This window comes from Actinoplanes sp. NPDC051537 (assembly GCF_055586105.1).
In genome coordinates this window covers 210,598-227,882 of sequence record NZ_JBVJIU010000010.1, presented here as the reverse complement: position 1 = coordinate 227,882, position 17,285 = coordinate 210,598, and the positions used below count along the sequence as shown (strand labels likewise).

18 protein-coding genes are annotated in these 17,285 nt (G+C 69.3%); 9 read left to right on the top strand and 9 right to left on the bottom strand.

Annotated elements, in window-relative coordinates:
• Positions 1–72: 72 nt before the first annotated feature.
• Positions 73–1,530, top strand: coding sequence for a cellulose binding domain-containing protein (locus ACZ6TB_RS25405; RefSeq protein WP_465557660.1), 1,458 nt, complete (start codon positions 73–75; stop codon positions 1,528–1,530).
• 71 nt (positions 1,531–1,601) lie between these two features.
• Here ACZ6TB_RS25405 and ACZ6TB_RS25400 read toward each other — a convergent pair whose 3' ends face one another.
• The gene (locus tag ACZ6TB_RS25400) at positions 1,602–2,201 is read right to left on the bottom strand and encodes a TetR/AcrR family transcriptional regulator (protein WP_465557658.1); all 600 of its coding nucleotides are present in this window, start codon (positions 2,199–2,201) and stop codon (positions 1,602–1,604) included.
• Between the two features lie 103 nt (positions 2,202–2,304).
• On the opposite strand from ACZ6TB_RS25400, the gene ACZ6TB_RS25395 reads away from it, so the two are divergent.
• The 4 genes from ACZ6TB_RS25395 (at position 2,305) to ACZ6TB_RS25380 (ending at position 6,984) form a co-directional block, all read left to right on the top strand.
• The gene (locus ACZ6TB_RS25395; protein ID WP_465557656.1) at positions 2,305–2,742 is read left to right on the top strand and encodes a MarR family winged helix-turn-helix transcriptional regulator; all 438 of its coding nucleotides are present in this window, start codon (positions 2,305–2,307) and stop codon (positions 2,740–2,742) included.
• Positions 2,739–4,325 carry an MDR family MFS transporter gene (locus ACZ6TB_RS25390; protein ID WP_465557655.1) on the top strand — a complete coding sequence of 529 codons (1,587 nt, stop codon included), beginning with the start codon at positions 2,739–2,741 and terminating at the stop codon, positions 4,323–4,325. The genes ACZ6TB_RS25395 and ACZ6TB_RS25390 overlap by 4 nt, the downstream gene beginning before the upstream one ends.
• A gap of 155 nt (positions 4,326–4,480) precedes the next feature.
• The gene (locus ACZ6TB_RS25385; protein WP_465557653.1) at positions 4,481–6,064 is read left to right on the top strand and encodes a tetratricopeptide repeat-containing diguanylate cyclase; all 1,584 of its coding nucleotides are present in this window, start codon (positions 4,481–4,483) and stop codon (positions 6,062–6,064) included.
• 110 nt (positions 6,065–6,174) lie between these two features.
• Complete coding sequence (locus tag ACZ6TB_RS25380; RefSeq protein ID WP_465557651.1) at positions 6,175–6,984, top strand: SAM-dependent methyltransferase; 810 nt, start codon at positions 6,175–6,177, stop codon at positions 6,982–6,984.
• 591 nt (positions 6,985–7,575) lie between these two features.
• Here the strand turns inward: ACZ6TB_RS25380 and ACZ6TB_RS25375 are convergent.
• Positions 7,576–7,830 carry a hypothetical protein gene (locus ACZ6TB_RS25375; RefSeq protein ID WP_465557649.1) on the bottom strand — a complete coding sequence of 85 codons (255 nt, stop codon included), beginning with the start codon at positions 7,828–7,830 and terminating at the stop codon, positions 7,576–7,578.
• A 264-nt stretch (positions 7,831–8,094) separates the two neighbouring features.
• Here ACZ6TB_RS25375 and ACZ6TB_RS25370 point away from each other — a divergent pair, with 264 nt between their 5' ends.
• Positions 8,095–8,331: a DUF397 domain-containing protein gene (locus tag ACZ6TB_RS25370; RefSeq protein ID WP_433299085.1), complete on the top strand. Its 237-nt coding sequence runs from the start codon at positions 8,095–8,097 to the stop codon at positions 8,329–8,331.
• Between the two features lie 91 nt (positions 8,332–8,422).
• On the opposite strand, the gene ACZ6TB_RS25365 is transcribed toward ACZ6TB_RS25370, so the two are convergent.
• Positions 8,423–9,328, bottom strand: coding sequence for a helix-turn-helix domain-containing protein (locus tag ACZ6TB_RS25365; protein WP_465557647.1), 906 nt, complete (start codon positions 9,326–9,328; stop codon positions 8,423–8,425).
• 325 nt (positions 9,329–9,653) lie between these two features.
• Between ACZ6TB_RS25365 and ACZ6TB_RS25360 the strand changes: the two genes are divergently transcribed.
• Positions 9,654–9,989, top strand: a complete 336-nt coding sequence (locus ACZ6TB_RS25360) for a hypothetical protein (RefSeq protein ID WP_465557645.1) — start codon at positions 9,654–9,656, stop codon at positions 9,987–9,989.
• Positions 9,986–10,174, top strand: a complete 189-nt coding sequence (locus ACZ6TB_RS25355) for a hypothetical protein (RefSeq protein WP_465557644.1) — start codon at positions 9,986–9,988, stop codon at positions 10,172–10,174. Before ACZ6TB_RS25360 ends, ACZ6TB_RS25355 begins: the two co-directional genes overlap by 4 nt.
• 171 nt (positions 10,175–10,345) lie before the next feature.
• Here the strand turns inward: ACZ6TB_RS25355 and ACZ6TB_RS25350 are convergent, their stop codons facing one another.
• Together ACZ6TB_RS25350 and ACZ6TB_RS25345 are read right to left on the bottom strand one after the other, a co-directional pair.
• Entirely contained in the window at positions 10,346–12,556 is a 2,211-nt protein-coding gene (locus ACZ6TB_RS25350; protein WP_465557642.1) for an LLM class flavin-dependent oxidoreductase, read from the bottom strand.
• A 53-nt stretch (positions 12,557–12,609) separates the two neighbouring features.
• Positions 12,610–13,350, bottom strand: a complete 741-nt coding sequence (locus ACZ6TB_RS25345) for a potassium channel family protein (RefSeq protein WP_465557640.1) — start codon at positions 13,348–13,350, stop codon at positions 12,610–12,612.
• 129 nt (positions 13,351–13,479) lie between these two features.
• On the opposite strand from ACZ6TB_RS25345, the gene ACZ6TB_RS25340 reads away from it, so the two are divergent.
• A complete protein-coding gene (locus ACZ6TB_RS25340; RefSeq protein WP_465557638.1) occupies positions 13,480–13,779 on the top strand; it encodes a DUF3040 domain-containing protein in 300 nt (99 codons plus the stop codon).
• Here ACZ6TB_RS25340 and ACZ6TB_RS25335 read toward each other — a convergent pair.
• The 4 genes from ACZ6TB_RS25335 to ACZ6TB_RS25320 all read right to left on the bottom strand — a co-directional run bounded on the left by ACZ6TB_RS25335 (position 13,766) and on the right by ACZ6TB_RS25320 (position 17,244).
• Positions 13,766–14,605 (bottom strand): phosphoribosylaminoimidazolesuccinocarboxamide synthase, encoded by an 840-nt coding sequence (locus tag ACZ6TB_RS25335; protein WP_465557636.1) that lies wholly within the window; start codon positions 14,603–14,605, stop codon positions 13,766–13,768. The two genes, ACZ6TB_RS25340 and ACZ6TB_RS25335, sit on opposite strands and share 14 nt — an antisense overlap.
• Positions 14,606–14,699: 94 nt before the next feature.
• Positions 14,700–15,788, bottom strand: coding sequence for an outer membrane protein assembly factor BamB family protein (locus ACZ6TB_RS25330; protein WP_465557634.1), 1,089 nt, complete (start codon positions 15,786–15,788; stop codon positions 14,700–14,702).
• Positions 15,789–15,865: 77 nt separating this feature from the next.
• On the bottom strand, positions 15,866–16,471 hold the full coding sequence (locus ACZ6TB_RS25325; protein WP_465557632.1) for a DUF305 domain-containing protein: 606 nt from the start codon (positions 16,469–16,471) through the stop codon (positions 15,866–15,868).
• Complete coding sequence (locus tag ACZ6TB_RS25320) at positions 16,456–17,244, bottom strand: lytic polysaccharide monooxygenase (protein WP_465557630.1); 789 nt, start codon at positions 17,242–17,244, stop codon at positions 16,456–16,458. Before ACZ6TB_RS25320 ends, ACZ6TB_RS25325 begins: the two co-directional genes overlap by 16 nt.
• Between the last annotated feature and the right edge of the window lie 41 nt (positions 17,245–17,285).

Genomic DNA, 17,285 nt, shown 5'->3' with positions numbered 1-17,285 from the left:
GTCAAGGTCGTTTAAACGGTCCGCTCGCCAGAATCGACTCCCGTCGTCATCTCCTGCGATCGGAGTCATCCCATGCAACGCAGCCGTCTGCGTATCGCCATCTACGCCTCGGCGGCCGTCCTCGCCGTCGGCGGTGGAGTCGGCGCGGCCCTCGCGGCCACCACCCCGACCACCAAGGCGGCGGGCGTCCTCACCGCCACCTTCAGCAAGGACAGCGATTGGGGTTCGGGCTACCAGGCGCGCTACACCATCAAGAACGACACCGGCGCGACCGTGAACGGCTGGCAGGTCGTCTTCGCGCTGCCGTCGAGCGCGAAGCTGGGCAGCTTCTGGGACGCCACGGTCACCACCTCAGCCGCGACCTCGACCGCGAAGAACCCGAGCTGGGCCACCACGATCCCGGCCGGCGCCACCGCCGAGTTCGGCTTCGTCGTGGCCGGTAGCGGCGCGCCGACGAGCTGCACGATCAACGGGGCCTCCTGCGCCGGCGGCGGGACCACGACGACCGCCCCGACGACTCCGGCGACGACCAAGCCGACGACGACCCCGACCACGGCGCCCACCACCAAGGCCCCGACCACGGCGCCCACCACGAAGGCCCCGACCACGGCGCCGACCACCAACCCGCCCACCTCCAACCCGGGCGGTGGCAGCGTGCTGGTCGCCCCGTACGTGGACATGGGTCTGCTCTCGAACGGCTCGACCACGCTCGCCCAGCTCGGCAGCGGCGGGAACGTCAAGTCCTTCAGCCTGGCCTTCGTGACCAGCGTCGGCTGCAAGGCGAGCTGGTTCAACGCCTTCGACCCGCGGCAGAAGCAGTTCGCCGACCAGATCGCGGCGGTCCGCGCGGCCGGCGGCGACGTGAAGGTGTCGTTCGGCGGCGCCACCGGCATCGAGCTCGCGCAGGCCTGCACCAGCGTCTCCGCACTCCAGGCCGAGTACCAGGCGGTCGTCTCGGCGTACAACCTGAAGTACATCGACCTCGACATCGAGGGCGCCGCGGTGGCCGACCCGACCACCATCGCCCGACGCTCGACCGCGCTCGCCGCGCTTCAGAAGGCCAACCCGGGCCTCAAGATCTCGCTGACCCTGCCGGTGCTGCCCGAGGGCCTCACCCAGGACGGCGTCAACGTGGTCAAGGCGGCCAAGGACGCCGGCGTGAACCTCGACCTCGTCAACATCATGGCGATGGACTACGGCCGTTCCGGCCAGGACTACGGCGACCTCGCGATCCAGGCGGTCAAGAGCACCAAGGACCAGATCAAGTCGCTGTACGGCAACAGCGACGCGGCCGCCTTCAAGATGGTGGGCGTGACCCCGATGCTGGGGGTGAACGACGACCAGGGCAAGTTCCTGCAGAGCGACGCCAAGGATCTGGTCGCCTTCGCCAACGCCAACCACATCGGGTTCGTCTCGTTCTGGGAGCTGAACCGCGACAAGAACGCCTGCAGCGGCGCGCTCTTCCAGTGCACCAACGTGACCCAGACGCCGCTCGAGTTCAGCAAGATCTTCGCCGGCTTCACCGGCTAGAGCTTTACTCTCATCCCCAAAAAGTAGGAAGCGCGCGGCTCCGGGCCCCCACCCGGAGTCGCGCGTTTTCGTTAGGCGAAGCCGCGGCCGGCATTGGCCAGCGCCTCTTCGACGATGTCCCACAGCGGCGTGCCGGCCGGGGCGTCGATCCACATGTTGAGGGAGACGCGCAGCGCGACGAGGAACGTCGCGGCCGTCATCCGGGCCCGCACCCCGCGCGGGTCGTCCCCGGCCATCCGGGCCGAGACCTCGGCGGCGAGCTCGCGCTCGACCGCGGCGAACGTCTGGACCTGGGCGGCGATCAGCGTCGGATGGGTTCGCAGCAGGCGGCCCTGAGCCACCGTCTGCGGGTCGAGGTCGCCCAGCTCCCGGTTGAAGGCGGCGGCCGCCGCGGTGAGCGCCGACCAGGGCGACTCGTCGGCGGGCCGGGCCCGCACCCACGAGATCAGGCTCCGGACGCGCTGGAAGTCGCCGTACATCAGCGCTTCCTCTTTGCTCCCGAAGTAGTTCGAGAACGTACGCCGGGAGACGCCGGCCTCGTCGGCGATCGCCTCCACGGTGATGCGATCGAGGCCGTGTTCGGTCGCCAGCTGCACCGCCGCAGCGTGCAGGGCCTGCCGGGTCGCGGCCTTCTTACGCTCTCGCAGCCCCGGCTCCGCCGTCGTGCTCATGAATGAAGCGTACCGGCGTGTGACTTGCTTCTCAATGAGAAAGATTGCGCAATGAGAAGCGTTGGCCGATCGTTGTATGTAGCAACCACCCGAGGAGGTCCTCATGCACGAGCGCCATCGGGAGTTGCTGTCCCACCTCCGCGACGCCCTCAAGGCCGTGCGCCTGTTCAAGCAGCGCACTGCCCCGCGCGACACGGTGGTCCCGGCCTGCGCTCTCGGCGTTCTCGCCACCATCACCGCCGGCCGCGGCTCCCACGTGAAACAGCTGGCCGCGGAAAGCGCGCTCGACCCGTCCACGATCAGCCGCGCGGTCGCCGCCCTGGTTCGGGACGGGCTCGTCGAGCGGGCGGCCGATCCCACCGACGGCCGGGCCTGCGTGCTGACCGCCACCGACGCCGGCCGGGCCGCCTACGACCAGGTGCTCGACCGCTACGACCGCGGCCTCGCCGACGCGCTGCGCGACTGGACCCCCGACGAGCTGCGGACCTTCTCGACCCTGCTGCACCGCTTCACCCACGACCTTCTGGAGGCTGCGCGATGAGCGCGAAACCCATGACCCACCGCCAGATCATGGAGGCTCTCTCCGGCCTCCTGCTGGTGCTCTTCGTGGCGATGGCCAGCTCGACCATCGTCTCCACCGCGCTGCCGAAGATCATCGGCTCGCTCGACGGCAGCCAGACCCAGTACACGTGGGTCGTCACCGCCAGCCTCCTCACCGCGACCGCCTCCACCCCGATCTGGGGCAAGCTCGCCGATCTCTACAGCAAGAAACTGCTGGTCCAGATCGCGATCGTGGTGTTCGTGCTCGGCTCGATCGTGGCCGGCTTCAGCCAGTCGGCGCCGCAGCTGATCGCCGCCCGCGCGTTCCAGGGCCTCGGCATGGGCGGCGTGCAGGCGCTGGTCCAGGTCGCGATCGCCGCGATGATCCCGCCGCGGGAGCGCGGCCGGTACAACGGCTACCTCGGCGGCGTGATGGCCGTCGCGACCGTCGGCGGCCCGCTGCTCGGCGGCCTGATCGTGGACACCGCCTGGCTCGGCTGGCGCTGGTGCTTCTTCATCGGCGCGCCGATCGCCGTCATCGCGCTGGTCGTGCTGCAGAAGACGCTGAACCTCGCGGTCATCCGCCGGGAGAACGTCAAGGTCGACTACGTGGGCGCCTCGCTGATCGCGGCCGGCGTCAGCGTCCTGCTCGTCTGGGTGTCGTTCGTGGACAGCTCGTTCGCCTGGATCTCCTGGCCGACGTTCGCCATGGTCGGCGGCGGGCTGGCGATCCTGGCCGCGGCGGTCTGGGTCGAGACCCGGGTGGCCGAGCCGGTCGTCCCGCTGCACATCGTCAAGCAGCGCGGCACGGCCCTGGCGATCGTCGCCAGCCTCGCGGTCGGCATGGCCATGTTCGGCGGCGCGGTCTTCCTCGGCCAGTACTTCCAGATCGGTCGCGGGTACAGCCCGACCCAGGCCGGCCTGCTGACCATTCCGATGATGGCCGGCGTGCTCGTCTCGTCGACGATCTCCGGGCGGCTGATCAGCAAGACCGGGCGGATCAAGCCGTACATCGTCGCCGGAACTTTGATTTTGGTCGGCGGCTTCGCCGGGCTCTCGATGCTCGACCACGACACGTCCCTCTGGTACGTCGGCGCGGCCATGGCCCTGGTCGGCATCGGTGTCGGCATGTCGATGCAGAACCTGGTGCTCTCGGTGCAGAACACGGTGTCCCTCAAGGACATCGGCGCGGCGAGCTCGACGGTGGCGTTCTTCCGCTCGCTGGGCGGCACGATCGGCGTCTCGGTCCTCGGCGCGGTGCTGGCCCACCGGGTCACCGACAACCTGACCCACGAGCTGGCGGCGGCCGGCGGGCCCGCCTCGTCGAGCAGCGCGGCGTCGTCGAGCACGCTCAACCTGTCGGCACTGCCGGACGCGATCCAGCACCTGGTCCGGGTCGCCTACGGCGACGCCACCGGGCACATCTTCCTGATCTCCGCGGTGATCGCGGTGGTCGGCGTGATCGCGGCGCTGCTGATGAAGCCCACCGCGCTCCGCTCGACCGTCGACCTGGCCAAGGCCGCGGACGAGACCCCCGCGGCCGAGGACGCGGCCCCGATTCCGGCCGAGGCCCTGGCCCGCTGATTCACCCCAAAGGCGGCGCTCCCGACACGGGAGCGCCGCTTTGTGTTACCTGAGGGTTTCGAAGGGCGAGATGGATCACCCGGCCGAGCCGGAGATCTTGCGCTTACCCAGAGCTAGCCTTTGAAGACGGAACGCTGTTGGGGAGGGGTGAACGGTTGGACGGCGACGCGGTCGACGGTTCGGGGTTAGCTGCTGCCCTTCTCGAGCTCGAAGACGAGATCAACTGGGATGCCGACGCCATGCTCGAGCGCGCCCAGTGGCTCGAGCGGGAGGCCAAGGCGCTCGGTGACGAGCTGCTGGTGGCCCGCGCCCGCCTCAGCCAGGCCAACCTGCACATGCGCTCCGGCGATCTGGCCGGCGCGGCCCGGCGCATCTGGAAGGTGCACCAGTGGGCCGTCGAGCACGACGCGCGGCAGCTCACGGCCCGCACCCACCTCGTCTGGGCCAACATCCACCGGCTTCTCGGGGACGCCGCCCAGTGCCTCGAGCACTCGGTGCTCAGCGTCGAGCTGCTCGACGAGACGGCGACCGATCACATGCGCATCTGGCATCGGGTCAAGCTCGCCGACGCGCTCAGCCTCAACGGCTCGATCGACGCCGCCCGCCTGCGGTATCAGCAGGCGGCCGAGCTCGCGACCCGGCTCGGCCGGCCCGACCTGCTGCTGGTGCTGCTCAACAACTTCGCGTACGCGGAGATGGCCGCCGGCAACCACGAGCGGGCCCAGCAGGTCGCCGGCCGGTTGCAGGAGCACGCCCGCACGTTCGGGTTCCGCCTCGACGCCTCGCTGCTCGACACGGTCGGCGCCATCCAGATCGAGAACGGGCAGCACGCCGAGGCCGAGCACACCCTGCTCACCTGCATCGACCAGCACAGCTCCGGCAGCCATGACGACGCCGACGCACTGCCGGAGTACCTGCTCACGCTCGCGCGGGCGCAGCGCGGCCTCGGGGCGTACGACCGGGCGCAGCACAGCCTCGACGAGTCGCACCGCCTCTGCGTCGACCGGGAGCTCGGTCACGTGCTCGTGCGCGTGCACCAGGAGCAGTCCGAGCTGTACGCGGCCCGGGGCGAGTTCGCCGAGGCGTTCGCGGCCCACAAGGAGTTCTTCGCGGCCTACACCCGGCAGCACTCGCTGCAGCGGGAGGCTCAGGCGCGTACGCGTCAGGCGATGTTCGAGACCGAGGAGGCGCGGCAGGAGGCCGAGCGGTTCCGCGAGCAGGCGCGGCGCGACCCGCTGACCGGGCTGCGCAACCGGCGGTTCCTGAACGAGCAGCTGCCGGGGCTCATCGAGTCGGACCCGGCGCTGACCGTGGCGATCGTCGACCTCGACCATTTCAAGCGGATCAACGACCAGCTCTCGCACGACATCGGCGACCGGGTCCTGGTGCAGGCGGCCAAGATCCTGGAGGCCGGGCTGGCGGCGGCGGTGCCGGACGGTTTCGTCTGCCGGCTCGGGGGCGAGGAATTCCTGATGGTGCTGCCCGAGACCCCGGTCGGGCAGGCGGTCTCACTGATGGACGACATCCGGCGTACCGTCAGAGGGTTTGGCTGGGAAACGCTCACCGGGGGCTTGCCGGTTACCGTGAGCATCGGGGTCGCCGGCGTTCCCGATGTCGCGAAACCCACCCAACCAGCACTTTTGTCCATTGCGGACCGCCATCTTTACGCCGCCAAGCACGGCGGACGCGACCGGGTGGTCTACGCGCGGTCACTTCGGGGCCGCGTCTCGGCCGCCTGACCGGCTATAGCGCTCCGTAACCACGTCCACGAGAGCGCTCCCACGCCGAGCCGCTACCCTTTACGACACTGACGAACGTCGACCTCCGGGTCGGGCGAGGAGGCCGGGTCGTGGAGCAGGGCAACGAGGTCGCGCCGCCCGGCGTCAACATCAACGTGCCCCACTCGGCCCGCATCTACGACTACTGGCTGGGCGGCAAGGACAACTTCGCGGTCGACCGGGCCGTCGGCGAGGCCATGATCCAGGCCATCCCGGGCATGCGCCACATGGCCGGCGAGAACCGCAAGTTCGTCCATCGCGCGGCCCGTGACCTGGTCAAACGGGAAGGCATCACGCAGTTCCTGGACGTCGGCACCGGCATACCGACCCGACCCAACCTGCACGAGATCGCCCAGAGCGTCGCGTCCGACGCGCGCGTGGTCTACGTCGACAACGACCCGATCGTCCTGGTGCACGCCCGGGCGCTGATGATCAGCACCGAGCAGGGGCGCAGCGAGTACATCTCGGCCGACATCCGCGATACCCGATCGATTTTGGACGATCCGGTCCTCAAGGACACGCTCGACTTCACGAAGCCGGTCGGCCTCACGCTGATCGCGATCCTCATGCTGCTCTCCGACGCCGACGACCCGTGGGCGCGCGTGGCCGAGCTGCGCGACGCGATGCCGTCCGGCAGCTGCCTGGCGATCACCCACCCGACCGCCGACTTCGCGCCCGACGAGGTCAACCAGGCGGTCGAGGCGGCGATCGGCGCCGGCATGACGCTGGTGGCGCGCGACCGCGAGGCGGTGCAGCGCCTGTTCGGCGAGTGGGAGCTGCTGGAGCCGGGCCTGGTGCCGGTGTCGGCGTGGCGGCCCGATGAGGCGGTCGAGAACCCCGAGGCCGCGTACTACTGGGCGGGCGTCGCGCGTAAGCCCTGATTTCTCTTTTGGTGGGGGCCAGGACGCGAAACCCTGACCCCCACTATGAGGAGGAAGGCTGGCGGGAGGCGGACCGAGGATCGCCCTTGGGTTAGCGATCCCCGGTCGGTACCCCCAAATCCACCGAGCAGGCGTGGGTTGCTCGGCGGCCTATGGACCGGCCGGGCGATCAGGCACGGGGGAACCGGACCGCCCGACCGGCGTTGGGGGCGCCCTCGCGGGCGCCGGTGGGTGTTACGGCGTCACACCCGTAATCGCGGTCTCTTCCGTGCCAGTGGCGCCGGAAGGCGCTCCGCGCGGATCAAAAGCGTGCGTCGGCCGGCATGGCGACCGGCCGAATCGATCTCTACCGCGTCCGCCCGGAGCCACGTGACGCCCTCACGGACGATCTCGCGGCTCCAGTCGACGTGCACGATGCGTAACCGAACAGTTCCCGTTCCATGACGATAGTCCGCCGCCGCAAACTCGTGCGCGGGCCAGATCGGCCGGCGCGGCAGAAGGCGGCCACCGCGATAGACGATCGCGGGCGGCACCGGGACGGGCGGGCCGGGAAAGTGGCCGGCCCGGCGTCCCCGCGTGCAGCGGAGGAGGTCACTCGCGCGCGTCGGACTCATCCTCCTCGCCCGGCCGCCCGTCGGCGGTCCCGGTCACGTCGTGGCGGGTCAGGGCATATCTGACACCGCCGAATCGGTGCGTCACCGCGCTGGCACGGGCCGTCGCGGAGGACACCTCGTCGGTCAGTGGCTCGTCTCGGAAGACGAGCGGCGGGTTTCCCCTCCGGGGGGTTTCCATCCCATCGGGGTCACCCGGTTCCGCATGTTCCGGGCCGATGTTGGGAATCGGCATAAACGTCACCTCTCGCTCGGACGCCCCCGCCAGGGAGCCTCGCGTCGAGGCCGCAGACGCCGTTTCCGCGACCGACCAGTCACTCAAAGATGTCACCGTAAGTGACCCCCATGAGGATGTGTACGTGCGTTATCATGCTCACAATCCCGTGAGTACGCAAGGCCAAATGCACGTGCATTTGCACTACGCGTGATGCGGCAGTTGCCACGAGAGACCACCTGTGTCCGGGCGATCCCCGACCGGACCGAATCAAGGGAGCTACACATGACGCACGCGGTTAACGGCATCCCCGCCGGCGAGTTGGACGGTGTCACCTGGCAGAAGAGCCGGCGCAGCAACCCCAGCGGCAACTGCGTCGAGTGCGCCTTGCTGCCGAACGGCGACGTCGCCGTGCGCAACTCGCGGGACCCTGAGGGCCCGGCCCTGATCTACACCCCGGCCGAGATCGAGGCTTTCCTCGGTGGCGTCCGCGACGGCGACTTCGACAACCTGCTCGGCTGACGCCCTGACGTCCTCCCGCAACGCCAGGCATAAAAGGGGCCGCGATCGTCCACTGACGACGCGGCCCTTTTTCGCTGCTCGGTCCGGCGGATCAGGCCAGGCGGCCGACCTCGTGCAGGAGCTTGCCGAGGATCTCGGGCGTGTGGTTGGGCGCCTCGGCGTCGATGCAGACCCGCTCCATCGCCATCGCGTACTGATCGACGTCCTCGCGCTTGTCGAGGTAGATGGCGCTGGTGAGCTGCTCGACGTAGACCACGTCGGGCAGCTCGGGCTCGGGGAAGCGCAGGATCGCGAACGGGCCGCCGGCCGCGGCGTGGCCGCCCGCGTTGAACGGGATGATCTGAAGGCGCACGTTCGGCTTCTTGGCCGCCTCGATCAGGGCCTCGATCTGCGCCTTCATCACGTCGACGCCGCCGATCGGGCGGCGCAGCACGGCCTCGTCGATGACGGCCCACAGCTGCGGCGCGTCGGGCCGGTCGAGGACCTGCTGGCGCTGGCGACGGAGCTCGACGCGGCGGTCCATTTCCTCCGGGGTGACGCCGGCGTGGCCGAGCATGATCACGGCACGGGCGTAGTCGGGCGTCTGGAGCAGGCCGGGCACGAACTGGATCTCATAGGTACGGATCAGCGTCGCGGCCGCCTCGAGGCCCAGGTACGACTGGAACCAGCCGGGCAGGATGTCGCTGAACTGCTGCCACCAACCGGGGTTGTTCGCCTGGCGGGCCAGGACGAGCAGGGCCTCGCGCTCGGCGTTGTTGTCGACACCGTAGAGCGTCAGCAGGTCGGCGACGTCGCGTTCCTTGAAGCTGACTCGGCCGAGCTCCATCCGGCTGATCTTCGAGCCCGAGGCACGGATCTCCCACCCGGCATCTTCCCGGGTGATCGCCTTGGTTTCCCGGAGACGGCGGAGCTGGGCACCGAGCAGGATGCGCAGCACTGTAGGGCCGCTGCCCGGTGCCTCCTCCTGCGAACCCGCGCTCACTTGACTCCTCGTCATCGCTGTCCTGGGCTGCCGGCCGCAGTCCCTACGCATCCTAAAGGGGAGATCGTCCACAACGAAACAGCACCTGCGTACTTCCGGAGCGTAACGCTCGAGGCATTCGCCCGCTGCGGATGCACGTGCATCCGGCCTTGCGGACGCACTTGTTGGCGAGGATGATAGCGGACACACATGCACCACCTACTGACAGACCGTGTTGAGGGCAGGCCCGTCAGTTAGTTGAGGCGTGTGCACAGTTCGGCTTTCTCGGCCGACAAGTACGGAGGATGGCGCCCCCGCCGCACCTCACGACCAGTCTCCGAGATCTGGGAGGGTCATCTCGATGTCCACGGCACCCCCGCCTTCGTCATCCACGCCGACCACCGCCCCGCCACAGCGCGACCCCGCCGATGTGGCACCCGCCGACAGCTACCACCCCGCGGACCGCGTCTGGGTCTACCGCGACGGCTGGCGCGCCGGCGTGATCGAAGCGGCCTCGCCCCGGGCCGTGACCGTGACCTATCGGCCGACCGAGCACCGCGGGACGGGCGTCGACACGTTCACCGCTCCTTATGTATCGGCCCGCTCGTCCGAGGATCCGGCTCTTGACCGGCGCGATCGCGGCCAGGGCCGCCGGATGACCCCCACGGGCCTCCCGGTGCGAGGCTCGGCGGCATGACCGGCGCGGTGGCGGTCGCGGCCTTCGTCGGTCTCCTTAGCCTGCTGGGCGGCGTCGCCCTGGGCTGGTACCTCCGCCGGTCGAACGACTGGTGCCCGGCCTGCGGCGAGCAGCTCGCCTGCGGTGGCTGCGGCAACGGCGCGGCCTGGCCGAAACGGCCGGTAGCCACCACCACCCATAGATGACCCGAGCCGCCCGCCCGCGGTGCAGGGGAAGCAGAGAAGCCGGCGCTGAGCGCCGGCTTCTTGTGTATCCCCCGTCCGTACCGTCTAACGGGTGAATTCGAGGCGTCGATCCGGAGCCGAACGGGCCATCAGCGGTGACTGTCCGTAGTCGACTGAGCGACCGGGCGAGTCCTAATCACCCAAAGGGTCGATATTGAAGTTGTCGCGGAAGACGTTCGTGGCGTCGTAGCGCTTCTTCAGGGCCCGCAAACGAGCCAAAGTCGCAGGTGGCCACGCCTCTCCGATCCGCTCGGGACGCTGGTCGGTCTCGAACGAGAGATACAGTCCGCGGAAATATGGGGTCAGTTCGGTCCACGCCGCGTCCAATCTCGACGCCGATGCACCGAATGCCACCACCGAGAAGTTTGCCGACCGGTGCGAATACGCCGTCTGGTCATCGGCCACATCGGCCACTGCGCCGCCGACCGAGCGCACCTGGAAGAAGTAAACGGTGCCGGAGGCGATCAGCTCGGCCGCCTTGGCCGCGAACGCCGGGGTCAAATGGTCGATCAGGCCGGAGCGCGCGACCGGATCACCCTGGCCGTCGTGCGGCGCGTCCGGCACGTTCATCACGCCCGCGTACGGCACGAGCTGCACCTGCTGATCGAGCAGCGGCGCGATCCCGGCGATCGGCGTGAGCCGGTCGATGATGATGTCCGGTGTGGACGAGTCGACGACGCCGTACACCTGGGCCAGCGCCTGACCGCGGCGGGGCGGTCCCAGGATCAGGTTGGTGGTGACGTCGCGCGGGGCCGCCTCCATCGCGGCGCCCCACCGCTCGAGCAGCCCGGCCGCGTCCGAGGCGTCGTAGACGAACTGGCCGAAGCCCACGTCGCCGACCTCGTCGACCTGGAACTCGAAGGCGGTGACGACGCCGAAGTTCGCGCCGGCGCCGCGCACGGCCCAGAACAGGTCGGGGTGCTCGGTGCCGCTGACGTGGATCCGCTCGCCGGACGCGAGCACCAGGTCGGCCGCGCGCAGGTGGTCGATCGTGAGCCCGTGCTCCCGGGCCAGCCAGCCGATGCCGCCGGCGGTGGCGAGCCCGCCGACCCCGACGCCGCCGTAGTCGCCGCTGGACAGCGCCCAGCCGTGCGGGGCGAGCGCGGCCGCCACGTCCTTCCAGCGAGCGCCGGCCTCGACCCGCACCAGCCGGTCCTCCGCGGAGAGCACGGTGATCTCGCGCATCGCCGAAAGGTCGATCACGATGCCACCGTCGTTCGTGGACCGGCCGCTGATGCCGTGACCGCCGCTGCGTACGGCCAAGGGAACTTCTTGATCTTTGGCGAACAGCACGGCCTCGGCGACCTGGGCGGCGTCGCGCGGCTGGATGACGAGGCCGGGCGAGCCGCCTCGCATGTAGGTCGAGCGGACCTTCGCGTACCCGAAATCGCCGGGCTCGATCGAGTTCAGCGAGGCCGGAAGCCCGTCGTAGTCGATGCCGTCCCGCCGCAGCGCCAGAGCGGCCGCCGCCCGGACCGGGGCTTGCTCCGGCCGGTCGGCCTGTTCCCGCACGGCCGGAATGACCTCCTCGGCGAAGCGCTGGAGCTCGCCGGGGTCGTCGGTGCCGAGGATCAGGGTGCCGATGCCGTCCTCGAGCACCAACCGGAGAATCTCGTCGACCCACCGCGCCACCGGCTTCGCGGGGTCGCCGACGAGGTTGAGCAGCCGCCGGATCTCTCGCGGGTCGCGCCCGGCCGCCGTCGCCGCCTCGTCGATGATCTTGTTGCCCCGGGCCAGGTCGCCCGGCTTCAGGTAGCCGAGGGAGGGCAGCCAGCCATCGGCCTTGGCACCGACCAGGCGCAGCATCCGCGGCTTGTAGGCGCCCAGCCAGATCGGCACCTCGTGGGCCGGCGCCGGGCCACGCTTGGCCCCCTTGAGCTGGTAATACGTGCCGTCGTAGCGTAATTGCGCCCGCTCGTCGGCGCGCCAGACCTCCCGGATCACGTCGATCGCCTCGGACAGCTGGTCGACGGACTCGGCCGGCGTGCGGCGCGGAAGGCCCATCGCGACCATGGCGTCCCAGAACGCGCCGGCGCCGAGCCCGAGCGCGAGGCGGCCGCCGCTGAGCAGGTCGAGGCTCGCCGCCGCGCGGGCCAGCACGGGCGCGGGCCGCATCGGGACGTTGAGCACGTTCCCGGAGATGTGGATGCTTTCCGTCCGGGCGGCCACCCAGCTCATCAGCGTCCAGGTGTCGAGGAACCCCGGCTGGTACGGGTGGTCCTGGAACGTGACGAGGTCGAAACCGAGCTGCTCGCTGAGCTGCGCCCGGGCGACCGCGGCCTCGGGCGGGTCGTTGACGGGCGTGATGAAGGTCCCGAACTGGAGCGGGTGGCCGTAATCCACGTACCCGAGCCTAGGTTGTTGTTTGCGGTGTCAACCTGAGTCTCGAGCGTGGGTTACTTCTCTTTTCTCAGCTCGGCCACCTCGGCTCGGAGCTCGCGGATCTCGTTCGTCAGTCTTGCCACGTCGGCGCGGGTCGCGGCGCTGTTGGGCCGCTCGTTGTCGGAGATGCGGTCGACGATCCAGCTGGCCAGCGAGCCGGTGGTGAAGCCGATGAGACCGAGGCCGCCGATCATGAGCGCCACCGCGACCATCCGGCCCTCGAGCGTCTCCGGGTAGAGATCGCCGTACCCGACCGTGGTGATCGTGCAGATCGCCCACCAGAGCGCCTGCGGGTAGGTCTCGATCGTGCTGCCGAAGTGGCCGCGCTCGGCCTCGAGCACGGAGAGCGCGGCGACGAGGACGATCAGGCCGGTGGCGGCCACGACGTAGAGCGCGAGCCGGCCGCGGGTCCAGTGCACGGCGTGCCGGTTGATCACGCGGAGGGCGTTGAGCAGGCGTAACGCCCGCAGCGGCCGGAGCACGGGCAGGACCAGGACGGCGAGATCGAACCAGTGGGAGCGGACGAACCAGTTCTTGCGGCGGGCCAGCCGGAGCCGGATGAGGTACTCGACGCAGAAGAGGGTCCAGATGACCAGGTCGCCGATCTCGCAGACGTCCCGCCAGTGCTGGTCCATGGCCGGGTCGAGGATGGGCCACGCGTACACGACGATAAAAAGCACGGACAAAGCCGTCAGGGGGTACGCGGTGGCGCGCTCCCATCTGCGCAGGCGATCCTCATCCGGCTCGAAGGTCATCACCGCAGCTTGCCCGATCGACAACTCACCCGGCGGGAGGTTTTGATCTTTATCTGTCTGGGCAGATGGCGAACGCGGGCGTTTTCACCGGCGTACGCGCGGGTAGCCAGCCGTCGGAGGTGGTCCCCCGTGCTAGAGCCCAACGAGAAAGCCGTCTTCGACGGTTTGGTGACCCAGCTACGCGCCGAAGATCCCCGCTTCTCGCACCGCGTCGACCGGATGTGCCGTCCCAAGCAGCGGCTTTACCTGGTGATGGCGGTTCTGCTCTGGACGATGGCCCCGATCAGCATCATCTACGGCGGCTGGACCGGCGTACTGATGGCGGCGGTGGCCGGCGGCTACGGCGCCCACCTGATGGCCAAGCGCGGACGCGGCGCGGGCGAGTCGATCTGGTCGTCCTCGCGCCGCCCTCGCACTAGCTCCAGCTAGACCCCGTCAGCCGCTCATAGACCTCGACGTAGCGGTCCCGGGTGGCCTCGACCACCTCGTCCGGGATCTCCGGCCCCGGCTCGGTCCGGTCCCAGTCGGTGTTCTCGGTCGCCCAGTCGCGCAGAAACTGCTTGTCCAGGTAACGCTGGGCTCCGCCCGGCTTCCACTCGGCGGCCTGCCAGAACCGGGACGAGTCCGGCGTGAGCAGCTCGTCGGCCAGCTTGAGCGTGCCGTCGGCAGTCATCCCAAGCTCGATCTTGGTGTCCGCGATGATGATGCCCTTGTCCCCCGCCACCCGCTGCCCGCGCCGGTAGACCTCGAGCGTGACGTCCCGCAGCTCGGCGGCGAGCTCCTTGCCGACCTTCTCCTCCACCTCGGCGAAGGTCATAAATTCGTCATGCCCTTCCCCCACGGGCGCCTTGGTCGTCGGCGTATAGATCGGCTCCGGCAGAACGGAGCCCTCGATCAGCCCCGGCGGCAGCGCAACGCCCGAAACGGCCCCGTCCCGCTGATACTCCTTGAGCCCCGACCCAGCGAGATACCCCCGAGCGATGCACTCCACCATGACCATCTCGAGGCGCTCACACCGGATGGCCCGCCCCGCCCACTCCCCCGGCACGTCGGTGCTGGAGATGACATGGTTGGGGATGACGTCGCTGAGCTGCTCGAACCACCAGAGCGAGAGCTGGGTGAGGATCTTGCCCTTATCCGGGATAGGCGTCGGAAGAATCACGTCATAGATCGACACCCGATCCGACGCGACGAGAAGAAGCTCGCCGCCATCGGCGTAGACGTCGCGGACCTTCCCCGAGTGCAACAGCTCCACGTGCTCCCCTTCGCCCGGCGCTTCGCTTGGGCTCACGCTATCGAACAAGGCCGCGCCGACCGTCAACCCCTCGGCGTTCGCGCGATCACCCGACCTACGGCGTATAGCTCGCGAGGACGTTGTTGGTGACCGTCAGCAGCCGGCCGCCCGTGATGGTTTGCACGTTGGACAAGTTCTGGGGCAGCCGGACGCCCGACACCGGGGACAGGATGGGCCCGCCGGCGTAAAGGAGACCCCCGGCTCGCAACGGCTGCACCGCCTTGCCCGACGTTGCTCGGGACCAGGCTCGGCGACCCGTGAGAGCGTTCAGCGCCTCGATCGCCGAGTCCGTCGACCGATAGACGCGGCGGCCGTCCGTGGCCAGGCGGTAGTTCGAAGCGCCAGGAGCGGTCCACTGCACGGCGCCGTTCGCGGCGTTGATGGCGGACAAGGTCTGCGCGGCGTCGATCACCAGGAAACGGTCGGCGGCGGGCGTGGCGGCCTGCGCGGTCCAGAAGGCGGTCTTCGTCCACAGCGCGACGCCGGTGGTGATGGAGACGGCCGATGTCAGGCGCTCGTTGGTGATGAGGATGCGGCCGTTCGCGGAGACACTGGCGCTCGTGTAGCCGGCGCGCCGCCACAGCACGTGGCCGTCGGTTACCCGGTAGGCGACCGTTTCCTTCTCGTCGGACATCGAATAGCCCGACACGACCGCCACGCCCTTGTCGACCACGAACGAATACACGGGAATGCCGAACGCCAACCGCCAGCGCACCCGGCCCGACGTCAGGTTGAGGGCGACCATCTGGCCGTCGGGGTCGCTCGCGGAGTTGCAGTCGTCGGTGGCGGCCAGCAGCGTGTTGCCGGACGCGGCCATGCGCGGGACGTCGGCGTCGCCGGGGTCCTGCCAGTCGAAATGCCAGGATGGGCGGCCGGAGAGAGCGTCGTACGCCGCGATGCCCAGCTTGTCGGTGGCGATCACGCGGCCGCCGGCGACCAGCGGGGCCGAGAAGCGGCCGCAGCTCATGTCGTGGTCACGCAGGCGGACCGACCAGCGCAGGGACAGCTTGCCGACGGTGCCGGCGTTGATCGCCGACTCGTGCGGGTTGTAGTAGCTGTCCTCGGCGTCATAGCCCGCGTGGTCCCACCCGGCGGGCGCGGCGGCCCGGGCCGGGGTGGGACCAAAGACAACGACCAAGGACAAGAACACAGCGACCGTACGGCGAAGAGCGTCCACGACGCCGACGGTAAGCCGCAAATTCCCGTCAAAGTGGCGAAACGTCAGCTGTTCATCAACTTGAGCATCTGTTGCACCTCGCCCTGGCGGGACTCTCTTACCCGTACCGCGAAGGCTTTTACTTCTTTGTTCGAGCCGTTCGTGGTTTCCAGGTGGGCCATCTCGATCGCGTTGTGCTGGTGGGCCAGGAACAGGTTGAGAAAGGCCGTGTCGAAAGAAGCCGCCTTGACGGTCTTGAGGGCCTTGATCTCGGCGGGACCGGTCGCGGGCAGGCCACCGTGGTCGGCGTGCAGGCCCTTGTTGGTGTCGACGTCGACCGGCTTCTTCCACTGCGTCAGCCAGGACGACATCATGTCGAGCTCGTCCTTCTCGGTCGCCTGCACGGCCTGGGCCAGCGTCTTGAGGTCTTCGCTCCGCGACCGGGTCGAGGCCGTCGACGTCATCTCGAGGCCCTGCTTCTGGTGGTAGACCAGCATCTGCAGGAACATCACGTCGGTGTCGTTGAAGTCGTCACCGGCCTGGATCTCGGCCACCGCCTGGGCCGAGACCGTCTGTCGCGGGGACGCCGTGCGGTCGGTGCCGCAGGCCGCCACCAAGAAGAGCGGCAGCGTGGCGAGGATCAGAGCCCGGCGCTTCACCGGGGCAGCCACAGCGCGAGCGTGTAGATCGACGGCTCCCAGCTATTGATCGACTTGTGCGACTGCCGGCACTCGTACTTCTTACCCTGATAAGTCACGACATCGCCAATTTTGTACGAGACGCCGGGCGCCCAGGACGAGCCGGCGCCCGTGGAACCCGAGCCGGTCGAGCCCCCGGAAGTGGCGGTCGGGACAGCGGTGGGAGCGGAAGTCGCGGGAGCAGAAGTCGCGGGAGCAGAAGTCGGCGCAGTGGTCGGCGTGGACGACGCCCCACCCCCCACGTTCAGGTCGATGCAGTTGTAGAAGGCGTTCGCCGTGTCCCCGATGTTCCAGACGGCCAGCACCGTGTGCTTGCCCGGGAACTTGCTCAGGTCGACGGTGTGCGACACCACCGCGTCCGGCTGGGCGTTACCCCCGTCGAACGTGGCGACCTTCGTACCGCCGATGAAGTACTGCCAGTCCGCGGTCACGTGCCGCGCCGTCAGCACCCAGGTGAACGTCACCGAGGTGCCCACGGATTTGGCCGGCCAGTTCCGCGACTCGTCCGAGAGCACCGACCATTGCGCCACTCCGCCATCGCACGACTGCAGTCCCTTCTTTCCCTCCACGCTCTGCGGCTCGAACTGGATCTGGCCGCAGTCCGCGACCGCGCCGGACGCGCACAGCGCCTGCCGGCTGGGCGGCGTCGAGACGTAGCCGTGGGCGAGCGCCGGCGAGGCGATCGCCAGGCTCGAGCCAACCGTCATTCCGAGGGCCACCAGTGGGTAGGCAATTTTCCTGTGCATGCCGGAGACCGTAGGGAGGGCCGCCATAAGGGAGCCTTAAC